Source organism: Nocardia sp. CDC160, from assembly GCF_035818795.1.
In the GTDB taxonomy this organism is placed as follows: Bacteria; Actinomycetota; Actinomycetes; order Mycobacteriales; family Mycobacteriaceae; genus Nocardia.
In genome coordinates this window covers 1,265,293-1,286,365 of sequence record NZ_JAYKYT010000003.1, presented here as the reverse complement: position 1 = coordinate 1,286,365, position 21,073 = coordinate 1,265,293, and the positions used below count along the sequence as shown (strand labels likewise).

At 66.7% G+C, this 21,073-nt stretch carries 20 protein-coding genes and 1 tRNA gene; 14 read left to right on the top strand and 7 right to left on the bottom strand.

All coding sequences use genetic code 11. From position 1 onward, the window contains the following. Positions 1–21 precede the first annotated feature (21 nt). Positions 22–486, bottom strand: coding sequence for an SRPBCC family protein (locus tag VMT40_RS20625; RefSeq protein ID WP_326360045.1), 465 nt, complete (start codon positions 484–486; stop codon positions 22–24). Between the two features lie 208 nt (positions 487–694). Here VMT40_RS20625 and VMT40_RS20620 point away from each other — a divergent pair, with 208 nt between their 5' ends. The 3 genes from VMT40_RS20620 (at position 695) to VMT40_RS20610 (ending at position 3,864) form a co-directional block, all read left to right on the top strand. Then, the gene (locus VMT40_RS20620) at positions 695–1,753 is read left to right on the top strand and encodes an AMP-binding protein (protein WP_326360044.1); all 1,059 of its coding nucleotides are present in this window, start codon (positions 695–697) and stop codon (positions 1,751–1,753) included. After that, the gene (locus VMT40_RS20615; protein ID WP_326360043.1) at positions 1,753–3,114 is read left to right on the top strand and encodes an aldehyde dehydrogenase family protein; all 1,362 of its coding nucleotides are present in this window, start codon (positions 1,753–1,755) and stop codon (positions 3,112–3,114) included. The genes VMT40_RS20620 and VMT40_RS20615 overlap by 1 nt, the downstream gene beginning before the upstream one ends. A gap of 249 nt (positions 3,115–3,363) precedes the next feature. Further along, positions 3,364–3,864: a nucleoside deaminase gene (locus VMT40_RS20610; RefSeq protein WP_326360042.1), complete on the top strand. Its 501-nt coding sequence runs from the start codon at positions 3,364–3,366 to the stop codon at positions 3,862–3,864. A gap of 93 nt (positions 3,865–3,957) precedes the next feature. Here the strand turns inward: VMT40_RS20610 and VMT40_RS20605 are convergent, their stop codons facing one another. Next, entirely contained in the window at positions 3,958–4,803 is an 846-nt protein-coding gene (locus tag VMT40_RS20605) for a 3-hydroxybutyryl-CoA dehydrogenase (RefSeq protein WP_326360040.1), read from the bottom strand. Between the two features lie 124 nt (positions 4,804–4,927). Between VMT40_RS20605 and VMT40_RS20600 the strand changes: the two genes are divergently transcribed. Both VMT40_RS20600 and zomB read left to right on the top strand, forming a co-directional pair. Beyond that, on the top strand, positions 4,928–5,569 hold the full coding sequence (locus tag VMT40_RS20600; RefSeq protein ID WP_326360038.1) for a hypothetical protein: 642 nt from the start codon (positions 4,928–4,930) through the stop codon (positions 5,567–5,569). Positions 5,570–6,235: 666 nt separating this feature from the next. Beyond that, a complete protein-coding gene (gene zomB / locus VMT40_RS20595) occupies positions 6,236–7,462 on the top strand; it encodes a flagellar motor control protein ZomB (RefSeq protein WP_326360037.1) in 1,227 nt (408 codons plus the stop codon). A gap of 68 nt (positions 7,463–7,530) precedes the next feature. Here zomB and VMT40_RS20590 read toward each other — a convergent pair. The 3 genes from VMT40_RS20590 to VMT40_RS20580 form a co-directional block, all read right to left on the bottom strand. Beyond that, positions 7,531–7,603, bottom strand: a tRNA-Ala gene (locus VMT40_RS20590). Between the two features lie 87 nt (positions 7,604–7,690). Continuing rightward, positions 7,691–8,299 (bottom strand): TetR/AcrR family transcriptional regulator, encoded by a 609-nt coding sequence (locus VMT40_RS20585; protein WP_326360277.1) that lies wholly within the window; start codon positions 8,297–8,299, stop codon positions 7,691–7,693. A gap of 112 nt (positions 8,300–8,411) precedes the next feature. Then, positions 8,412–9,149: a uracil-DNA glycosylase gene (locus tag VMT40_RS20580; protein ID WP_326360036.1), complete on the bottom strand. Its 738-nt coding sequence runs from the start codon at positions 9,147–9,149 to the stop codon at positions 8,412–8,414. Between the two features lie 120 nt (positions 9,150–9,269). Between VMT40_RS20580 and VMT40_RS20575 the strand changes: the two genes are divergently transcribed. The 7 genes from VMT40_RS20575 to VMT40_RS20545 all read left to right on the top strand — a co-directional run bounded on the left by VMT40_RS20575 (position 9,270) and on the right by VMT40_RS20545 (position 17,077). Continuing rightward, positions 9,270–9,944: a trimeric intracellular cation channel family protein gene (locus VMT40_RS20575; RefSeq protein WP_326360035.1), complete on the top strand. Its 675-nt coding sequence runs from the start codon at positions 9,270–9,272 to the stop codon at positions 9,942–9,944. Positions 9,945–10,094: 150 nt separating this feature from the next. Further along, positions 10,095–10,538 (top strand): GyrI-like domain-containing protein, encoded by a 444-nt coding sequence (locus tag VMT40_RS20570; RefSeq protein ID WP_326360034.1) that lies wholly within the window; start codon positions 10,095–10,097, stop codon positions 10,536–10,538. Then, the gene (locus tag VMT40_RS20565; RefSeq protein WP_326360033.1) at positions 10,535–10,969 is read left to right on the top strand and encodes a GyrI-like domain-containing protein; all 435 of its coding nucleotides are present in this window, start codon (positions 10,535–10,537) and stop codon (positions 10,967–10,969) included. The genes VMT40_RS20570 and VMT40_RS20565 overlap by 4 nt, the downstream gene beginning before the upstream one ends. Positions 10,970–11,357: 388 nt before the next feature. Next, positions 11,358–11,960: a hypothetical protein gene (locus VMT40_RS20560; RefSeq protein WP_326360032.1), complete on the top strand. Its 603-nt coding sequence runs from the start codon at positions 11,358–11,360 to the stop codon at positions 11,958–11,960. Positions 11,961–11,962: 2 nt separating this feature from the next. Further along, positions 11,963–14,104 (top strand): Rv1355c family protein, encoded by a 2,142-nt coding sequence (locus tag VMT40_RS20555; RefSeq protein ID WP_442790018.1) that lies wholly within the window; start codon positions 11,963–11,965, stop codon positions 14,102–14,104. 67 nt (positions 14,105–14,171) lie between these two features. After that, entirely contained in the window at positions 14,172–15,995 is a 1,824-nt protein-coding gene (locus tag VMT40_RS20550; protein WP_326360276.1) for a putative bifunctional diguanylate cyclase/phosphodiesterase, read from the top strand. 203 nt (positions 15,996–16,198) lie between these two features. Next, a complete protein-coding gene (locus VMT40_RS20545) occupies positions 16,199–17,077 on the top strand; it encodes an SDR family oxidoreductase (RefSeq protein WP_326360030.1) in 879 nt (292 codons plus the stop codon). 19 nt (positions 17,078–17,096) lie between these two features. On the opposite strand, the gene soxR is transcribed toward VMT40_RS20545, so the two are convergent. Beyond that, complete coding sequence (gene soxR / locus VMT40_RS20540) at positions 17,097–17,609, bottom strand: redox-sensitive transcriptional activator SoxR (protein WP_326360029.1); 513 nt, start codon at positions 17,607–17,609, stop codon at positions 17,097–17,099. A 75-nt stretch (positions 17,610–17,684) separates the two neighbouring features. On the opposite strand from soxR, the gene arcA reads away from it, so the two are divergent. Together arcA and VMT40_RS20530 are read left to right on the top strand one after the other, a co-directional pair. Then, positions 17,685–18,911, top strand: coding sequence for an arginine deiminase (gene arcA / locus VMT40_RS20535; RefSeq protein WP_326360027.1), 1,227 nt, complete (start codon positions 17,685–17,687; stop codon positions 18,909–18,911). A gap of 7 nt (positions 18,912–18,918) precedes the next feature. Beyond that, positions 18,919–19,287, top strand: coding sequence for a GntR family transcriptional regulator (locus VMT40_RS20530; RefSeq protein ID WP_326306213.1), 369 nt, complete (start codon positions 18,919–18,921; stop codon positions 19,285–19,287). On the opposite strand, the gene VMT40_RS20525 is transcribed toward VMT40_RS20530, so the two are convergent. Then, complete coding sequence (locus VMT40_RS20525; protein WP_326360026.1) at positions 19,284–20,891, bottom strand: dolichyl-phosphate-mannose--protein mannosyltransferase; 1,608 nt, start codon at positions 20,889–20,891, stop codon at positions 19,284–19,286. The two genes, VMT40_RS20530 and VMT40_RS20525, sit on opposite strands and share 4 nt — an antisense overlap. Positions 20,892–21,073 lie beyond the last annotated feature (182 nt).

Below are 21,073 nucleotides of genomic sequence, written 5' to 3'. Positions count from 1 at the left end.
TCGATGCGAGGTCGGCGGGCGTTACCGCTGGGCGAAGTGGTCGCGCACGGCGTCGACCTGCTTGGCCATCATGTCGATGATCGTTTCGACGACCTCGAGATCGGCGCCGGGCTCGATCGTCAGCTCGCGCTCCCAGTCGAAGAAGCAGCGAGTGGGATCATTGGTGATCTCCCGGACGCGAATGGTGGCGACATAGCGCTCCACACCCATGGTCGGCTCGATGGAGCGGTAGGTCTGCGACCGCTGCAGCTCGTCGCGACCCGCGATCTCCTGCTGCACCAGGCCGTCGCTGAACACCAGCGTGAAGTTGTAGAGCGCCGGAACCCGTTCCGGCCCGGCGTCTCCGACCCAGTGCACATCCTTGGCCGCGGGACCCGAGACGATCGACACCAGCTGCAACGCGTCGCGGACCACGGCCCACACGGCGGCCGGATCGGCATCGATGACACTCGAGTGATACATGGTGTGCTTGCGCTGAACAGCCACGAAAAATCCTTGTCCGGCAAGGTAATTGCCTCGAGATTGCGAACTTCGTAATGAAGTACACAGGCGGGCGAGTCGCGGCGGCCAGGCCAGGAAGCCACGAACTGTGCCCGGGGTCACAGGCGGGATTTCGTAGACTCCTACGAACGCATGTCCGCTCCGAAAGATGTTGTGCTGCAACGCGATAAATAGGGCATCGGAGGGACTTTCCATGACACGGCAAAGCAATGGCGAATTCGTTCGGGAGATGATGCGCTGGCACTTCGACCCCGAGACGGGATCGCCGTTCTGGCTGGAGCGCGCCAAGGCATTCGACTTCGATCCGCTCACCGACATCCGGGATTTCGACGATCTCTCGAAGTTCCCGAATATGGTCGACGAGCTGCGCGATGTCGCCGTCCGCGACCTGATTCCGCGCGGCTTCGGCGATGATCACCGCGCCAGCGTCTACGAAAGCGGCGGCACCACCGGGGCACCCAAGCGTGTGATGTTCACCGCGGAGTGGCAGCGCCGCAGCGTCGAATGGTTCAGCGAACGTCTGGACGCGCACGGCGTCCCCCGAAACATCGACTGGCTCAGCGCCGTTCCGACCGGGCCGCACAATGTCGGAGCCATGGCGGTCGACACCGCCGCGCTGCGCGGTGGACTGAACTACGCCATCGATCTGGACCCGCGCTGGGTCAAGAAGCTCATTGCCGACGGGCGGATGGACATGGTCGCCGCGTACACCGACCACCTGATCGAGCAGATCGGATTCATTCTGGCCAATCAGGAAGTGGGCCTGCTCTTCGCGACCCCGCCCATGCTGGAACGTCTCGCGGAACACGACGGCCTGGTCGAGCTGGTGAACCGGAAGATCCGCGTGATCATCTGGGGCGGAACGAGTTTGGACCCCGACACCCGAGACCTGCTGCGGGACGAGGTGTTCCCGGGCGTCAAGCTGGTCGGCGGCTACGGCAGCACCATGATGCTGGGCACCTCCGTGGAACGCCCCGGCCTCGGTCCCGACGAACCGTGCGTCTTCGACTCGTTCGCGCCGTACACCACCTTCCGGGTGATCGACCCCGACACCGGCACGGTCGTTCCCTACGGTGAGCGCGGCCAAATCGTCGTCAACCACCTGAGCCGAACGGCCCTGCTGGTCAACAATGTCGAGCGCGACTACGCCACGCGCATCGCGCCGCCGGAGGGCGGCCTCGGTGATTCCGTCGCCGATATCGCGCCCGTCGAATCCTTCAGCGGCGCGACGGTGATCGAGGGCGTGTACTGATGCTCGCCCTCGATACGCTCGGCCCCGGCGGCACCTATCGGTCCCGTCGGCTGGAAACCCTCCGCGACGTGACCGGAAACCCGGTCGCGACACTGAGTCTCGCGCCCTCGCTCTACGTCACCCGGGCCATGAAGGCGCTGCGCCGGGCACCCGAGCTGCCCCTCGACGCACGGATCGAAGCCATCGCGGCGGCGGGCTGGGCCTTCGCCACCGAACGGGTCGCGGGGCTCACGGTGCAGGAGTATCAGCACACCGTCAGCGTCAGCACCGGATTGCCGATCACCGTGGTACGCACCGCCACCGAGGACATCGCGCGGGCCGCCGAACGAATCCACCACAGCGTCGGGAACGCTCGCCCCACCGGTGCGGTCGGCTCCTGGCACGATCCGCTCACCCGGTCCGGCCGGGCGGTGTGGACCCGTCGCGGTGACGTCTTCGCGGTCCACGCCGCGGGCAATCACCCTGCGGTGCACCAGGGTTGGCTGGATGTGCTCGCGCTCGGCTACCGGGTAGCCGTTCGTCCCTCCCGGCGCGAGCCGTTCACCCCGTATCGCCTGATCACCGCCCTGCGCGAGGCCGGATTCGGAGAAGACCGAATAGTCCTGCTGCCCACCGATCACCGCGCGGCCGACGACATTCTGCGCCACGCCGACCTCGGGATGGTCTACGGCGGTGCCGACGTGGTGCGCAAATACGCGGGCGATCCGCGCATCCTGCCGCAGGGCCCGGGGCGTTCCAAGATCCTCATTACCGCCGAGGTCGACTGGGAACCGATCCTCGACACCCTGGTGGAATCGATCGCCGGTGGCGCGGGAGTCGGCTGCGTCAATGCCACCGGCGTCCTCGTCGAGGGCGATCCGGCACCCGTCGCGGCGGCGCTGGCCGAACGCCTGGCCGCGCTGCCCAGCCTGCCCCCGACCGACGACCGCGCCGTGCTGCCCGTCATGCCCCTCGAGCCCGCCCGGCGCTGGGACGAGCACCTGCGAAAACTCGCCGCGGGCACCAAGGCGTGGCTCGGCGGTGACGGCATCGTCGACGACCTCGGTGACGGCAGTGCCGTCCTGCGCCCGGCAATCCATCAGCTCGACAGCCCGTTCGCCGACCAGCTCGGCCGCGAATTGGGTTTCCCGTGCGCCTGGATCGCCCCGTGGGAGCCCTCTGCAGGGATCGCACCCCTGCGCGACAGCCTGGTCCTCACGGCCGTGACGAGCGATTCCGCCCTGGTCGACGCGCTGGTGGCCGAACCGAGCATTGCCAACGTCTATATCGGCGACCATCCGACCCCGTGGATGGCGCCCGGCCTGCCGCACGACGGATATATCGCTGAATTCGTCATGCGTACAAAGACCGTTCTGCGCTGATAGCCCATGGTCAGCAACCCGGAATAGCGGGCGCTTTGTGAGTCCCTACGAAAAGGGGGTCCTGCCCCCTACACGGGTTCATGTCTTCTTCCGTAGCTGATTCCCCTCATTTGGATGTGTACTGCTTCACACAAGTTGCACGAACGCAAGGGATGGGTGTCGCGACGTCCTCCCGACCGCCACACGGGCGGCGGCGCCGGTACGAAATCCGGCAGCCGGGATGTCCCCACCGTCGAACAAGGAGTGACCATGACCTCTACGCAGGAGATCGACGTTCAGGCGCTGGAGCGCGCCTGGATGGAAGAGGCGATCCGCCTGGCCACCACCAGCGTGGCGAACGGCGGCGGTCCGTTCGGCGCCCTGATCGCCAAGGGCAGCGACATCGTTGCGGTCGGCCACAACAAGGTCACCTCGACCCTGGACCCCACCGCCCACGGTGAGGTGACCGCCATGCGCAACGCCTGCAAGGAGCTCGGCACCTTCTCCCTCGAGGGCTGCGTCCTCGTCACCTCGTGCGAACCCTGCCCGATGTGCCTGTCCTCGGCGCTGTGGGCGCGCGTGGACCGCATCATCTACTCGGCGGATCGCCACGACGCCGCCACCGCGGGCTTCGACGATCGCGTCTTCTACGAGCTGTTCGAGGTGCGTCCGGAGGGCAACTGGCCGACCACCATCGAGCACCTCGACCTGCCGAACCGCACCGAGCCGTTCGAGGCGTGGCTGGCCAAGACCGACCGCATCGACTACTGAGTCGGCGAAAGTTTCACTCCCACAAGTGAATGCGCCGCTGGGCGGTGGACGACGATCGGGTCGTCCACCGCCCAGCGGTTTTTCGTGCGTGCGTCAGTAGGTGTAGAAGCCGCGGCCGGTCTTGCGGCCCAGGTAACCGGCATCGACCATGCGGCGCAACAGCACCGGCGGCGCGTACTGCGGCTCACCGAATTCCGCGTACAGGGATTCGGCCACCGCGAGGGTCACATCGAGGCCGACGGTGTCGGTCAGGCGCAGCGGACCCATCGGGTGGGCGCAGCCGCTGACCATGCCCTCGTCGATGTCCTCGGCGCTGGCGAAACCGGTCTCGAACATGCGAATCGCATTGCACAGGTACGGGATCAGCAGCGCGTTGACAATGAATCCGGCCTGATCCTTGGATTCGATGGTGCGCTTGCCCAGCACGTCGCGGGCGTAAGCGGTGACCTTGTCCACCACCTCGCGCTCGGTCTTGAGCGTCACCACGATCTCGACCAGCGGCAGCACCGGCACCGGGTTGAAGAAGTGCACGCCCACCACGCGGCCCGGATTGGCGGTGGCATTGGCCAGACGGATCACCGGGATCGAGGAGGTGTTGGTGGCCAGGATGGTCTCGGGGGAGACGATGGCGTCCAGCTTCGCGAAGAAATCGGTCTTGAGCGCCTCGATCTCCGGGGCCGCCTCGATGACGAGCTCGCGATCGGCGAAATCGTCGATGGAGGTGGTGAGGGTGACCCGGGCGCGGGCCGCGTCGGCGTCGGCCTGTTCGAGCCGACCGGACTTCACCGCCCGGGCCAGCGACTTCTCGATCCGCGCCACGGCCGCGTCGGCCGCCTCCTTGTCGCGCTCGAGGACCAGGACCGACCCGCCCGCGCGGGCAGCCACCTCGGCAATACCGGCACCCATGGTGCCGCCGCCGATCACGCCGATGCGTTGCACTTGCTTCTCCTTGTACTGGGATTATTCGCCCCCTATCTTGCTCGACGCCCCACCCGCCGAAGTCGGCGGCCAGCGGTTCCGCAAACGGCGAGCGAAGGAAACGAGAACGCGTTACAGTCCGCCCGTGAAATATCTTGTGGGATGCGCCATGGTGCTGTCGTTCGCGGCGGCCGGTTCACCGGTGGCGCAGGCGGATTCCGCACCGACCTGCACCGACACCCCGAATTCGTACACCCCGGGCTGGCAGGTCGGTTGGGCCGAATATCAGGCCGCGATGAAGAGTCCGTCGTCCGGCCAGTCCGGCTTCACGACGCGCACGGTCGATCTCCCGATCACCATCAACGCGCCCTTGGCAAAGGTGTGGACGGTCTACTCCAACCTCCGCAACGACATCGGCCGACATCCGTTCCTGCAGGACATCATCACCCACCGCACCTGCAATGACGGCGTCGTCGAGACCATCGACTTCACCGCCTTGGAAAACGTCCCCATGGGCTCGGTCGACTACCCCGCGAAAACCCAAGCCGAACAACGCCTCTACCCGGCCGACCACTACTACCTCACCGACAGCTACGACCAACCCGACGTCATCACCCACCAGAAAATCACCTTCACCGACAACGGCAACAACACCACCACGGTGAACGAACACATCACCTTCACCGCCGACCCCGCCCTGATTGGCTTCACCGCCGACAACGGCACCTCCTCCCACCGCGCCTACCAGGCCGCCCTCAAACGCGACATAGAAAACGGCACGCTCTGACGGCGGATATCGGGAAGCGGTGCCGATGCTAATGATCTTGAAAAGGAATGTCGCGCCCACGCTTTCTGTGGCCTGCCCGGTGGCGGTGGCGTCCGCAAGATTGCGGGGTGGGTAATCGTTCTGATCGGCTTGGCCTGATCGGTGGAATCGTGTTGACCGCAGGTCTTTTCGCGATCGGTGGGTGGGAGCGGCGGTGGATGGCCGACGACGGCTTGACCGTGTTGCGGACGGTGCGAAATCTGTTGGCGGGCAACGGCCCGGTATTCAATGTGGGGGAGCGCGTCGAGGTCAATACCAGCACGGCTTGGACGTATCTCATTTGGTTCGGCAGCTGGGTAACTCGGGCGCGGCTGGAGTACGTGGCGCTGGGCCTCGGGTTGATCCTGTCGGTCGTGGCCATGGTCGTCGCCATGCTGGGAACGGCCCGGCTGTGGGGTGGGGGCCGCGCCGGATTGCTGCTTCCGGCAGGCGCTCTCGTCTATATCGCGTTGCCTCCGGCCCGCGACTACGTCACCTCGGGGCTGGAATCCAGTCTGGTCGTCTGCTGGCTCGCGGTGTTGTGGTGGGGGCTGATCAGCTGGAGTCGATCGGAAAAGCCAAGGATGACAAGTTCTCGGTCTGGCATTCTTCGCGGGCCTGGCACCTTTGATTCGACCCGAGCTGGTAATGGTCGGTGCGCCAGCGGTTTTCATGATCTGCTGTGCGCGGATTTCGGAGGTTCGGTTGCGGCCGTGGATATTCCGTGCGTCGACTGTGCTGGCGGCGGGTCTCGTGCCGGTGGGCTATCAGATCTGGCGGATGGGCTACTACGCCCTGCCCTACCCGAATACGGCCGTCGCCAAGGATGCGGGCGGCGCGAAATGGCGACAGGGACTCGTCTACCTCTGGAATTTGGTCGGCCCCTACTGGTTGTGGGTTCCGTTGCTCATGCTGAGCGTGGCTTCCGCGTTCGCGCTGCGCTCCCGGCTCTCGGGTGGTGGCATCGCCTTTTCGCTCCGGTCCCCATCCGCTGTGGTCACCCTCATGCTCGGTGCCGGTCTTCTGTTGACCGTCTACGAGATTCGCGTCGGCGGCGATTTCATGCACGGCCGCATGCTGCTGCCGCCCCTTTTCTGCCTGCTCCTGCCCGTCCTGGTGCTACCGCTGAAATCGGCTGTCGAGCGGTCGAATTCGCATAAGCACCGTATGGTGGCGGCGGCTCTGTTCGGCATCGCGGGCTGGGCGCTGGCCGCATCGACCGTGACCGCCATCGAATCCGACAATGCGATAACCGCCTCCGGCATAGCGGACGAACGCCTCTACTACATCCGCACAACCGGCCACGCCCACCCCCTCCGCGCCGAGGACTACCTGGACTACCCCCGCATCCGCGCCATGCTCCACGAGGTCGCCAGCACCCCCAACGGCGGCCTCCTCATCAACACCCCGTCCTTCCAAGAGTGGCAAACCGTCCCGCCCCAAACCCCCGACGGCACCGCCCCGAACACCGTCTTCTTCGTGAATCTAGGCATGATCAGCATGAACCTGCCCCTCGAAGTTCGCGTCCTCGACCCCATGGGCCTGGCCTACCCCCTAGCCGCCCACACCTTCCGATTCCCCAACGCCCGCATAGGCCACGACAAAAACCTCGACTCCGACTGGGCCGTCGTAGACACCGGCATGCAAACCCGCCACCCCCACCTCCCTGCCTTCCTGGACGAAGGCTGGACCACCCGCATCCAAACAGCCCTAACCTGCCCCCAAACCCAAGACCTCCTCTCCTCCACCCGCTCCCCCCTGACCTTCACCCTCTTCCGCCACAACCTCCACCAATCCCTCACCTACGCCCACTACCGCATAGACCGAGTCCCCGAATTCGAACTAGCCCGCTGCCACCTCCCCATCCCCAACTAACCAACCCCACCCAGCCCCCGACATACGAAAAGAGCCCCGGACCATTCAGATCCGAGGCTCTTCGACTGTGGAGCTAAGGGGAATCGAACCCCTGACCTTCTCGATGCGAACGAGACGCGCTACCAACTGCGCTATAGCCCCGCGGGGTCGTTTCCGGCCCGCGCTGGAGAACTTTAGCAGGTGGAAGGGGGAGGGGACGAATCGGCTGGTTATGGGGGGTTTTGGGGGTCAGGTGGGTTCGCTGTAGGACTCGAGGACGCGGAGGAAGAGGTCCAGGCGGTGGGAGAGGACGGCGGGGTTGGCCGGTTCCAGCAGGCATTGGGCCATGGTGCCGTCGTGAACGGCGACGAGGGCGCGGCTCAGGGCGGCGGGGTCGGGGACGCGGCGGCCGTTGCGGCGCATGAGGGTCACCACGACCGGGATGAGGGCCGCACCGATTGCCTCCTCGCGGGCCACCATGACCTGCCGCAGGTCGGGGTTGCGCAGGGCGTGGGCGGTGAATTCGGAGGTGATTCGAAACCATTTGTCGTCCATGGGGACCGCGGCCAGGACCTGCTCGACGGCGCGCCGGGGGTCGCCCGCGACGGCGTCGGGAGTATCGAGAATGGCGGCGGCGTCGGTCAGCATGGCGGCCGAGCGCTGCTCCCACATGGCCAGGAACAGCTCCTCCAGGGAGGTGAAGTTCGAGTAGAAGGCTCCGCGCGTGAATCCGGCCCGCTCACAGACCTGTTCGACCGAGCACCGGCCGAACCCCTCCTCGGCGAACGCGTCGAACGCGGCGTCGAGCAGCCGCTGTCGAGTCTCGGCCCGGCGCGGCCGCGTCTTGACGCCGTTCACCCCGGCCCCGTTGTCCCCCGCTAGTCCGGACTCATCATCGCCCCTGCTCACGCCCGCATCGTAACCGGTCCACGCACTACCGACCGGCGCTCGCAACGCTATATATCCCTGCTCAATGCGGCAGGGGGAGTCCAGCGGCATGGGCGGCGGTGGTGAGGACTTGCTCGAGCATGGCGGGGGTGAGACGTCCGGTGAAGGTGTTCTGCTGCGACGGGTGATAGGTCCCGAACAGGTGTAGGGGAGACCGGTCGGCGTGGGCGGGAGCGAGTTCGACGTGTGCGCCGTGGCCGAACTTGGGTCTGGGTTTCGGTATCTCCCAGCCGGATTCGGCCAGCGCGGGGAGCAGCGCCTGCCAGCCCCAGCCGCCCAGGACGACGATCGAGCGGATCGTCGGTTCGAGCAGGTTCAGCTCGGCGATCAGCCAGTGACGGCAGTTGTCGCGCTCGGACGGGAGCGGTTTGTTGTCGGGTGGCGCGCAGTGCACTGGAGCGGTCATGCGCGCGCCGATCAACCGCAGCCCGTCGTCGGCGGACACGCTGGTCGGTTGGTTGGCGAGTCCGGCGGCGTACATGCAGGCGATGAGCAGGTCCCCGCTGCGGTCGCCGGTGAACATGCGCCCGGTGCGATTGCCCCCGTGCGCCGCGGGGGCCAGGCCGACGATCAGCAGCCGCGCGTCCCCGGGACCCAGGCTGGGAACCGGCCTACCCCAGTAATTTTCGTCACTGAACGCCGCCCGTTTCTCCCGTGCGACCCGCTCCCGCCAGGCCACCAGCCGAGGGCAGGCGCGGCACGCGGTAAGTTCCGCGTCGAGCTGGGCAATTGTGCGGCACACGGACAGATTCAAACGCATCGTGGCTCGATCCGTGCGGCGACGCGGCTGTGTCATGTGTCGGACATACCCAGACCGCGCGCCGGGCATACTGAGCGCCGGTAGCCGAGAGTTAGCGATCAGGAAGGGAACCGGCCACGCATGAGTGATCTCGTCGAGCTCGGCAACGCGGTGGACGCGGCGCAGAGCGCGGGAAACCTGCTGGGCGTGTTCGCATTCGGGCTGTCGGGTGCGCTGCTCGCGGTGCGGCGGCGCTTCGACGTGGTCGGCATCGCGGTGCTGGCCGTCGCCACGGCCACCGGCGGCGGCGTGATCCGCGATGTGATCATCGGCCGCACCCCGCCCGCGGCCTTCGTCGACGTCTCCTACGCGGGGGTCGCGCTGCTCTCGGCGGTGCTCATCTTCTTCTGGCATCCCCCGGTGCGCGTGGTCCGCACGCCGCTGAACATCGCCGACGCCATCGGCCTCGGCATCTTCTGCGTGACCGGCACCGTCACCGCCTTCCAGCACGGCATGTCGGCCACCTCGTCGGCAGCGCTGGGCCTGGTCACGGCGGTGGGCGGCGGTGTCATCCGCGACGTGCTGGCCGGTGTCACCCCGAGTGTCCTCAGCGACGGCGAGCTCTACGCGGTCCCCGCACTGCTCGGTTCGGCGGCCACCGCGATCCTGCTGCGCTACGGTCAATACACGTACTGGACAGGCGGTTTCGCCGGTGCCGGTGCGGTGGCGCTGCGTCTGATCGCCCTGTTCCGGCACTGGCACGCCCCGATGGCCCGCCCGCATCGCCGCCGCCGCGACGACGCCCCCTCCGCCTAGTCCGCGCTCCCGCCGACCGGAATCCCTCGGCCGCGCGGATGGGAGAGGTCGGCCTCTGTCGTGTCGCCGAGCACGGTCCGGGGTGATTGATAGCATGGCGAAGGCTTGGCCGACCGGCTGTGAATCACACCTCCGAAAGAGTTCCTTCCAATGCAGTTCGAGATCGTCGAGCGGGACGAGACGTGGGTGGCCGGGTTGCCGGTACGCAGCCCGAAACGTGCCCTCGGTGAACTGCGCGACCACGATCTGGAAGTGGCCTGGGCGGCCGTTCTGCACCAGGAGCTCGGTGGTCCGCTCGCCTCGGCCTACACCGACTACGCGGCCGAACTCGGCACCTACAACACCCAGATCGTGGGCTACCAGTGCGCCTCGCTGGACGAGGTGACCCGCGGCCACATCGTGGCCCGCCTCCCGCGCGGCACCTACGCCCGCTTCTCCTCGGTCGGCAACTTTCCGCAGGTCATGACCGATCTGTGGACCCAGATCGCGTACGCGGAAGAGCACAAGCAGATCCGGCGCATCCACACCGGCGACTTCGAGACCTACCCGCACGCCTACAAGATCGACCTCTACCTGGCGGTCGAGCCCTCATGACCTATTCGATCGTCGTCCGCCCCGGCGGCGTCTACGGCGGCCTCGTGGTTCCCCGCGTGCGCCCCAGCTTCAAGGTCTCCAACAGCGAGCTCATCGAGTTCCTGCGCGATCGTCTGCGCGACCGCGAAGGCGCCGAACGCCCCCTGGCCACGGTCTATGTCCCCGACCCCGCGGGCAACTACAACGTCCTGGTCTCCTACGAATACGCGGGCCCCGACGACGTCCCCGTCGGCGACGTCCTCATCCGCGTCCCCAAGGGCGTCTACGCCCGCTTCCGCCCCAACGGCGACTACCACGATCCCGCCGAAGACGTCTGGGCCCAGGTCGACGACGCGACCGCCTCCGCCGAGATCACCCGCGCCTACCGTGAAGAGATCGAGATCTGGTCCGGCCCAGCCGAACTGGAACTTTTCATCTCCATCCTGGTGTGATTGCTGAAAGATAACTGAGCGAAAACAGACCAGTCTTTAGGTTGTATTTGATAACTGATAGCAATGGTCTGACCTGGGTGAGTTTCTACACTCGCATCCGGGTTTCAGGCGGTTTGCCAGATGCCTGGACAATTCAGATTGGTTGACTGATACTCCTCTAGGTGCCTGCGCCGGGCCGGTCTAAGCATGGCCGTATCGGGTTAGGACTCGGGTAGTCGCGCGAATCTCGCGCAGCAACGGAGTAGGAACTTGTATGGCAGTCGAAGCGACCACGACGGTCCAAAATGGGCAGTGGGCGGGAGGCGGCCCCGTATACCGTGATGAGCGGTCCGGATGCTCGTTCCTCATCTGTACGCCACGGTCGCACCCTGAGCTCTGGCGCCAATTCATGGATGGGGCGCTGCGGTCCTACCGGCGGTTCGATGTCGAAGAGGCGCTGGCCTACGACGCGACGATTGATGGCAGCTCCACGACGGTTTTCGTGGTCGCGCTCGATGAAACCGGCCGGATGCTTGGCGGCACCCGCATTCAGGGTCCGTACCAGCATGTGGACGAGGCGCATGCCGTTACCGAGTGGGAGGGCCGCGTCGGTGAGGCGGCGATCCGGAAGTTGATCGCCGACCGAATCCCCGAGGGCCTGCTCGAATTCAAATCGGCGTGGGTCGAACACGATTCCGAGCACCGCATCGCGGTACGGGAGGGATTGGCCCGCAGCGCGATACACATCCCGCACCTGCTCGGTGCCCGGTATGCGTTGAGCACCGCCGCCGACAGCGTCGCGGAAGGCTGGCGAGTCAGCGGCGGCAGCGTGGTCTGGTGGATCCCGGCGGTGCCCTATCCGAACGATCGGTACCGCACCGTCGCGCTGCTGTGGGATACGTGCACCTTCCGCAGGCACGCTGTGGAGTCCCAGCTTCCGTTGCTCGAGGCGGAACTGGCGGAGTTGGCGGCCCAGGTAGGTATGCCGCCGCATGCGGGAGGGCTGGCATAGAGATGGGCGGGGAGTCTGTCGTGCCCGGCGTGTATCGGCCACAACTGCTGAACGAATCCGATCCGGACGATGCCGCCGTGCTGGCACGGTTGCGGGCCGACTCGCGGATCGAGTTCCGCGACCTGCGTGCGGTTTTACGCGCTGAGTTCGCCACGCTGCTCGCGCCGCCGGAATCGGTGGAGGGCCCCGAGGCGGATCGCTGGGTGTACTACCCGTGGCGGGCGTCGGTTGTCGGGCTCCCCGGGCCGGAGCTTTTTCGCGCAGTTCGCTTGGACCGCAATCGCAACAAGTTGACCCGCGACGAACAAAACATTCTGGCAAATCAGACAATTGGCGTTATCGGGCAAAGTGTCGGTCATGCGATCGCGCATACGCTTGCGTTGGAGGGCATCTGCGGCCGCATTCGTCTGGCCGATTTCGACGAGGTCGAGCTCAGCAATCTGAATCGATTGCCCGGCACCGTATTCGATATCGGGATCAACAAGGCGGTCGTCAGCGCGCGCCGGATTGCTGAGCTAGATCCGTATTTACCCGTAGAGGTTTTCGCCGACGGCCTGACCGACACCAACATGGATCGATTCCTGGACGGGATGTCGATCATCGTCGAAGTGTGTGATTCGCTCGATATCAAGCTCGCGGTACGCGAGGCCGCCCAGCGTCGCCGGGTGCCGCTGATGATGGAAACCAGCGATCGCGGGCTCCTGGACGTGGAGCGATACGACCTCGAACCGGAGCGACAGCCGTTCCACGGGCTCATGGGGGATGTCAGCGCGGCCGAACTGCGTGAACTCTCCACCCGGGAGAAGTCGGCCTACGGTGTTCGAATCGTGGACGGCACCAAGCTTTCCGGGAGCATGGCGGCCAGTTTGTTGGAGGTTGGCCGCACCCTGAACAGTTGGCCTCAACTGGGTGGCGATGTGCAGCTGGGCGGTGCGACGGTGGCGGCGGCGGTCCGCCGACTCGGGCTCGGGCGCAAACTCCCATCCGGTCAAACCCGCGTCGACCTCGAAGAACGATTGGACGCGTTGGCGGAGCCGGTTTCGTCGGCACCGGTGTGGCCTGCCGAACCGACCGTGGAGCCCGAGCCGGACGGTGACCTGGCGAAAATCCTGACGGCAGCGCAGCGGGCTCCCTCGGGTGGCAATGCGCAACCGTGGACACTGCGCGCGGATCCGGACGCGGTCACGATCGCGCTCGCGCCGGAGCGCAGTTCGCTCATGGATATCGGCTACCGCGCGAGCGCGCTGTCGGTCGGCGCCGCGCTCTACAACGCGCGGTCTGCAGCCGCCGCGCTGGGCCTGCTCGGTGCGAGCGAGCTGCACGCCGATGGCGACGCGCCGTTGACCGCGGTGCTGCGCCTCGGTACCGGCCGGGATGACGTCCTGGCGGCCGACTATCCAGCGCTGCTGGACCGGCACACGAACCGTCACTTCGGGGATGGCACACCATTGTCCGCCGAGGTCCTGGATGCGCTCGACTCGGCGGCGCTCGGCTCGGGCGGAACGTTGCGCACGATCACCGGCCGTGCCGATATCGATGCGGCGGCGGCGATTTTCGCGGAATCCGATCGGGTGCGTTACTTGACACCCGGCCTGCACGCCGAGATGTTCGCCGAATTACGTTGGCCCGGTTCCGATTTGCGGAGCGGACTAGATCTGCGGACACTCGGGTTGATGCCACCGCAACTGAGCACGCTGCTCGTGGTTCGCCGTCCCGAAGTAATGGAACGCATTCGTGCCTTCGATGGCGGGTCCGCGCTGGGGGACCCGACCCGCGCGCAACTGCAGTCGTCTTCGGCGCTGGTCGCGGTGACCTTCCCGGCCCCGGAGTCGGAGTCCTCGGAACTCACCGCCTACGCGCGCGCCGGTGCACCATTGCAGCGGGTATGGATCGAGGCGCAGCGGCACGGCCTCGCGGTTCATCCCATTTCTCCGGTATTCCTGTTCGCTCGACACCACGAGGAGCTGAAGAAGGTTTCCCCGGAGTTCGCCGATACACTAACGTCACTTCAGGGTCGACTACTGAACCTGCTGGGAGTGCCCGCCGACGAAACCGTGGCCCTGGTGCTGCGTTTGAGTCACGCGCCGGACGCGACGTATCGGAGTGGGCGGCTCCCGGTGCCGGAAGTCGCCCCGCGCGGCTAGTGCGATCGGAGACAGAGTGCCTCGTCGAACACTCGACTCGCTGGTGACTCAGGTCGCCGCCGAGTTGATGGGGGTCGACGCCACCACGATGGTGGCGGCGAGCGAGCGAGTGCTGTCCTGGTTGGTCGAGCACTTCGATGTCGATTTCTGCTATCTCCGACACACGGATTTCGAACGGCGAGCGTCGGTCCTGGTGGCGGAGTGGCCGCATCGCCCGCCGCTCGATCCCGATCCGCTGCGTGTCATCTATTTCGACGACCAGTCAGACAGCGTGTTCGCCCAGTTGGAGCACCGTATCGAGCCGATGATCGTGCGCCCCAACCCGGATAATGCCGACTATCAGCGCTCCATCGAGCGGTCGGCGGGCATTTCAGAGGTCTCCATGGCCGCTGTCCCGCTGGTCTCCCGCGACGTGCCGACCGGTGTGCTCGGCTTCATCAAGAAGGGCGACCGCGAGTGGAGCACGCGGGAGCTCAACGTGCTCAAGGCGATTGCCGCACTGTTCGCGCAATTGCAGGCGCGTGTGGTGGCCGAGGAGCGGCTGCGTTTCATTGCCATGCACGACGACCTGACCGGGCTGGCGAACCGGCGGGCCCTGCTCGAACATATGGAAGATCGGCTCAAGCCGGGGTGCGCGGGCCCGGTGGCGACGTTCTTTCTGGATTTGGACCGGCTCAAGGCGCTCAATGACTTTCTAGGGCATACGGCCGGGGACAACTTCATTCGCATGCTCGCCACTCGGATGCGCGAGAATCTGGACCCAGCCGACGTCATCGCTCGTCTCGGCGGGGACGAGTTTGTGATCGTGCCTGCCAAGCCGATGGATGCTGCCGCGGCGGAGCGGGAGGCCATGCGGATTCAGCAGCTTATTGCGCGGCGGGTGACCGTGGGGGAGGAGACGGTCAGTCGCGGGGCGAGTGTGGGTGTGGCGCTGGGGATTCCGGGGGAGACGACCGTGGCGGATGTGCTGCGGCGGGCGGATCATGCGCTGTTGAGTGCGAAGAGTAGTGGGGGGAATGGGGTTGCGGTTTTCACCGATGCCATGCGGGCGCAGTTCGAGTTGCAGGATGATGTCGAGCTGAATTTGCGTGGGGCCGTGTCGGATGGGTCGCTGCTGCTGCACTATCAGCCCGAGGTGGATTTGCGCACGGGGCGGGTGGTGGCGCTGGAAGCGCTTGTGCGGTGGCAACATCCGACGCGCGGGTTGCTGCCGCCCGGCGCGTTCGTCGGGGTGGCGGAGGCGACGAATCTCGCGGGTGAGTTGGGGCGCTGGGTGATTCGGTCGGCGGCCGAGCAGTTCGCGAGTTGGCGGCGGCGGGGGCTGGCGTCGAATGTGGTTATTCGCATCAATGTGTCGCCCGTGCAGTTGGTGAGCCTCGATTTCGTGGAGACCATGGAGGGGATTCTGCGGCGGTACGGGATCGACGGGTCGTCGGTGTGTCTGGAGATCACCGAACACGTTGTGGTGCAAGATCTCGCGCGCACCCAGGTGACCCTGCGTGGGCTCAAGCGGATGGGTGTGCAGATCGCCATCGACGACTTCGGGACCGGGTACTCCTCGCTGTCGCACCTGAAGGCGCTGCCGGTGGACGCGGTGAAGATCGACCGCGGTTTCGTACAGCGGCTGGGCGCCAGCGCCGACGATCTCGCGATCGTGAAATCCATTGTGGGCCTGGCAGGTTCGTTCGGACTCGGGGTGGTCGGCGAGGGTGTCGAGACGACCGTGGCCGCGCGCACGCTGGTGGCGCTGGGTTGCTATCGCGCACAGGGCTTCCTGATCGCCCGCCCGATGCCCGCCGAGGAGGTCGAGGAGCATCTGGCGGCCGGTCGCATCGCGCTGGATCTGGACCTACCGGGGACCAGCCGGTCGGTCATGCCCGGGTCGAATTGAGCCGCCGGGCCGAATTGAGCCGCGATCCGGCGACCGTCCGGGCACGACTCCCTAACGTTCCCGCACCCGGCGTGGAATCCCGGCCCAGGGCCCACATGCCCAGGAAAATGGGGGCGTAACGGGTACTCACCCGACTCGCGAACACTACTGTTCGCGTAGTAGCGTGCGGTCTGACAAGGCTGTCAATTTGAGGATGGTTCGGCGTGCGTAATCGTGGCCTGAGCGGCAAGAAGACCTTGATAACCGGCGCGGCGAGCGGCATCGGCCGGGCCACGGCGCTGGCCGCCGCCCGCAAGGGCGCGCGGCTGGTGCTCACCGACGTGAACGCCGACGGCCTGGACGCCACCGTCGAATCCATTCGCTCCGGCGGCGGCATCGTGGAGGTGGCCGCGGCCCTCGATATCAGCGACTACGACGCCGTCACCGCCTTCGCCGAGAAGGTGCACGACCAGCTCGGCGCGCTGGACGTGGTCATGAACATCGCGGGCATCTCCACCTGGGGCACGGTGGAGAATCTCGAGCATCGCCACTGGAAGCGCATGGTGGATGTGAACCTCATGGGCCCGATCCACGTCATCGAGAATTTCATCCCGCCCATGATCGAGGCGAAAAACGGTGGCGCGCTGGTCAATGTCTCCTCCGCGGCCGGTCTGCTCGCCTTCCCGTGGCATGCCGCGTACAGCGCCAGCAAGTTCGGCCTGCGCGGCGTCTCGGAGGTCTTGCGCTTCGATCTGAAGCGGCACGGCATCGACGTCCACCTGGTGGTCCCGGGTGCGGTCGACACCCCGCTGGTGCAGACCGTGGACATTGTCGGCGTGGACCGCGACGATCCGCGAATCCAGGCCTGGATCAAGCGTTTCCGCCGTCACGCCAAGTCGCCCGACGAGGTGGCCGAGACCATTCTGAAGGGTGTGGAGAAGGGCACCTACCTCATCCACACCCAGTTCGACATTCGCTTCGGCTACTGGTGGGCGCGCAAGTTCGCCTGGCCCTACGAGTTCGTCATGCAGCGCGCCAACGACCTGTTCACCACCTTCCTGCCCAGGGAGAAGGCGATTCCGGCCAACAGCACGCCGGAATGACGGGACCGACCCTGGACCGCTAGGCGGGATCGCTGCCCGCGGAGGCGCAGACCTCCGGTTTGGCGCACTTCTCGGCCGCGTGGGTATCGAGAACGCGCGCGCCCGGCCCCTCGTCGCCCAGGTGGTCGTGGGCATTGAAGATCTTGCACACCCCCAGCGAGAGACAGCCGCACCCGATGCAGCCGGTGAGGTTGTCGCGCAGCCGGATCAGCTGTTCGATGCGGTCGTCGAGATCCGCACGCCAGGTGGTGGACAGGGTTTCCCAGTCCCGGCGGGTCGGGTTGCGGCCGTCGGGCAGATTGTCGAGGGCGCGGCGGATTTCGGCGAGTGGAATGCCGACACGCTGTGAGATGCGGATGAAGGCCACCCGGCGCAGGGTTTCCCGGGGGTAGCGGCGTTGATTGCCGCTGGTTCGACGGGCTGTGATCAAGCCCTCACGTTCGTAGAAATGCAAGGCGGACACCGAAACTCCGGCTCGTTGCGCGAGCTGACCGGGGGTCAGCTCCTTCGCCTGCCACGACGCGGTCTGCATACCTGAACATTACTCCAGGTTTTTCGCGGGTGCGAATTGCATGCCATCCGTGCCGAAGGGAACTACCGTCGTGTCATGGGAACCAAGGCCGCACCCACGGCGCGACCGTTTTCCGTGACCTCGGAGGTCGGCGCGCTGCGCACGGTGCTGTTGCACCGTCCTGGCGACGAGCTGCGCCGACTCACCCCGCGCAATAACGACCAGCTGCTCTTCGACGCCATTCCCTGGGTCGAGCGCGCGCAGCAGGAGCACGACATCTTCGCCGAGGTGTTGCGCGGTCGGGGGGTGGAGGTGTTGCTGCTGGCGGATGTGCTCACCGAGACCATCCAGGCCAGCGGGGCGGCACGGATTCAGGGCATTTCGGGCGCGGTCGACGCGCGAAGACTCGGGCATGTGCTGGCCGACGAGCTGGCCGCGCATCTGAGACGGGTGCCCGCGCCGGAGCTGGCGCAGATCCTCATGTCCGGCATGACATTCGACGAACTGCCCTTCGATCCGGACGCCACCTCGCTGGTACGGCGCATGCACCACGGACACGACTTCGTCATCGACCCGCTCCCGAATCTGCTGTTCACCCGCGATTCCTCGTTCTGGATCGGCCCGCGCGTGGCCATCACCTCCCTGGCCCTGCCCGCCCGGGCCCGCGAAACCTCGCTCACCGACCTCATTTACGCCTTCCACCCCCGCTTCCTGGGCGTGCGCCGGGCCTACGAATCGCACCAGGCCCCCATCGAGGGCGGCGATGTGCTGCTGCTCGCGCCGGGCGTGGTCGCGGTCGGGGTGGGCGAGCGCACCACGGCCGCGGGCGCGGAAGCCTTGGCGCGCAGCCTCTTCGAGGACGATCTCGCCCACACCGTGCTCGTGGTGCCGATCGAGCAGACCCGTGCGACCATGCATCTGGACACCGTCTGCACCATGGTGGACGTCGACGCGGTGGTCATGTACCCGGCCATCCAGGATGAGCTGTGCGCCTTCACCATTCGCAAGGAGGAGGGCGGCGTGAGCATCTCCGGACCCGACCCCTTCCTGCGGGTGGTCGCGGAGGCCATGGGCATCGGCAAGTTGCGTGTGGTCGACACGGGTCTGGATGGCGTCACCGCCGAGCGGGAGCAATGGGACGACGGCAACAACACCCTGGCTCTGGCGCCCGGCGTCGTGGTGGCGTACGAACGCAATGAGAACACCAATGCGCGGCTCGAAGACGCCGGAATCGAGGTGCTGCGCATCCCCGGCTCCGAGTTGGGTTCCGGCCGTGGCGGTCCGCGCTGCCTGTCCTGCCCGCTGTCGCGTGACGAGGTGTGATGAAGCCATGCTGGACATCCCGGTCGACCACCACTCGACGGTCCCGCCGTACGAGCAACTGCGCCAGGGCATCATCGCCCGGGTCCGCTCGGGCGAGCTCGCCGCGGGAACCAAGATTCCCACGGTGCGGGCCCTGGCGGCGACGCTGAAGCTGGCTCCCAACACGGTGGCGCGCGCCTACCGTGAGCTGGAGCAGGACGGCGTCCTCGAAACCCGCGGGCGGCTCGGCTCTTTCATCGCCTCCTCCGGCGACCCGACCCGGGATCTCGCGGGTCGCGCGGCAACGGAGTACGTCGCGGTGATCCGCCGCCTCGGCCTCGACGACGACGCCGCCGTCCGCTACCTCCACGCGGCGCTCGGCGAAGTCAGTCTCTAACGCCAGCTGGGCAGCCACAGGTGGTCGTGCCAGCTGCCCGGGGTGATGGGCATGGCGGTCAGAATCGGCCACAGCCAGATGAAATTCGCTATGACCAGGGCCAGGTAGAGGCAGACCAGCAAGAGCCCCAAGCCTTGTCGCTCGCTCGGTGGCGCGAAGTATTGCCAGCCCGGTGCTCCGGACAGCCGTCGCCCGCTGGGCGGCGCGTGGCCGAGGATGTCGCCGAGTACCAGTGCCATGCCCATGGCCAGGAACGGCGCGAGCGGGACGGCGTAGAAGAAGTACATCTGCCGATCGAGCTCCAGGAACCAGGGCAGGATGCCCGCCCCGTAGCCGACCAGGACGGCCGCGTAGCGCCAGTCGCGGCGCACCGCGCTGCGCCAGATGGCCCAGGCGAGCATGGGGAAGCACAGCCACCACAGCGCGGGGGTGCCGATGGCCATCACGGCCTTCACGCACGTGGCTTGGCCGCAGCCGGTCACATTGGTGTCGGCGTAGTAGTAGAGCATGGGCCGCAGCCCCATGAACCAGGTCCACGGCTTGGATTCCCACGGATGGTGATTGCCCGCGGAGTTGGTGAGTTCCTTGTGGAAGGTGAGCACCTCATCGCCGTAGTACCAGAGCCCGCGCAGTGCGCTCGGCACCCACGAGAAGTCGCCGCCGCGCCCGACCTTCACCCCGACCGCGTACCGGTCGTAGCTGGTCTCGCTGGCGAACCAGCCCCAGAAGGAGGCCAGGTAGACCAGGACCGAAATCACGCACAGCGCGTAGACGGTCGGACCGAGGTCGCGGACCGCGAGGCCCGCCCACGGTCGCCGCACCTTGTAGCCGCGCCGCGCCGAGAGGTCGAAGGCCAGGGACAGGGCCGTGAATCCGATGATCCAGTACGCGCCGGACCATTTGGTGCCGCAGGCCAATCCGAGCAGGACACCCGCCCCGAACCGCCACCAGCGCACCCCGAACCGCGGCCCGTACTCGCTGTCGTCGATGCGGCCCTCGGCGGCGACCAGGGCGATGCGCGCGCGGATATCGTCGCGATCCACCACGAGACAGCCGAATGCCGCCGTCACGAAGAGCGCTTGGAAGATGTCGAGCATCCCGATTCGCGAGGACACGAAGGTGAGCCCGTCGCAGATCAACAGGATTCCCGCGAACGCCCCGATGAGCGTGGATCGCGTCATGCGCCGCACAATGCGAATCACCAAGAGCACCAGCAGCGTTCCCGAGACCGCGGCGGTGAACCGCCAGCCCCACGGCGAATACCCGAAGATCGCCTCCCCGAGGGCGATCATCTGCTTCCCGACCGGCGGGTGCACTACCAGCCCGTACCCGGGGTTGTCCTCGACGCCGCCGTTGGTGAGTACCTGCCACCCCTGCGGCGCGTAATGCTTCTCGTCGAAGACGGGCGTGTGCAGATCGGTCGGATAGTTCAGCAGCAGGAACCGGGTGATGGCCGCGATCGCGGTCAGGAATACCGTGACCACCCACCCCCGAGCCCAATCCGTGGGCCCGAAATCGGGTGAGGGCAACAGCGGCGCAGGACTGGACAGCGCCGCCGTCTCCGCCCCCGCCGCCGCCGGTCGCACGTCGGTCACCTGGGTCACGCCCCCGATCGTAAGCGCTCCCCGCCCCCGAGTCCCGCCCCGGTTGAGCGGCCCGCCGCCGGGAAGTCCTCCCCGCCGACATGTCCGGCCTCGCCCGCGCTCGGGAGCGCGCCCCCGCGGCCGAACCCGGCCCCACCTCCGCTCGCAACCGCCGAGTCCGATCGCGACCTGCGAATTGTGTT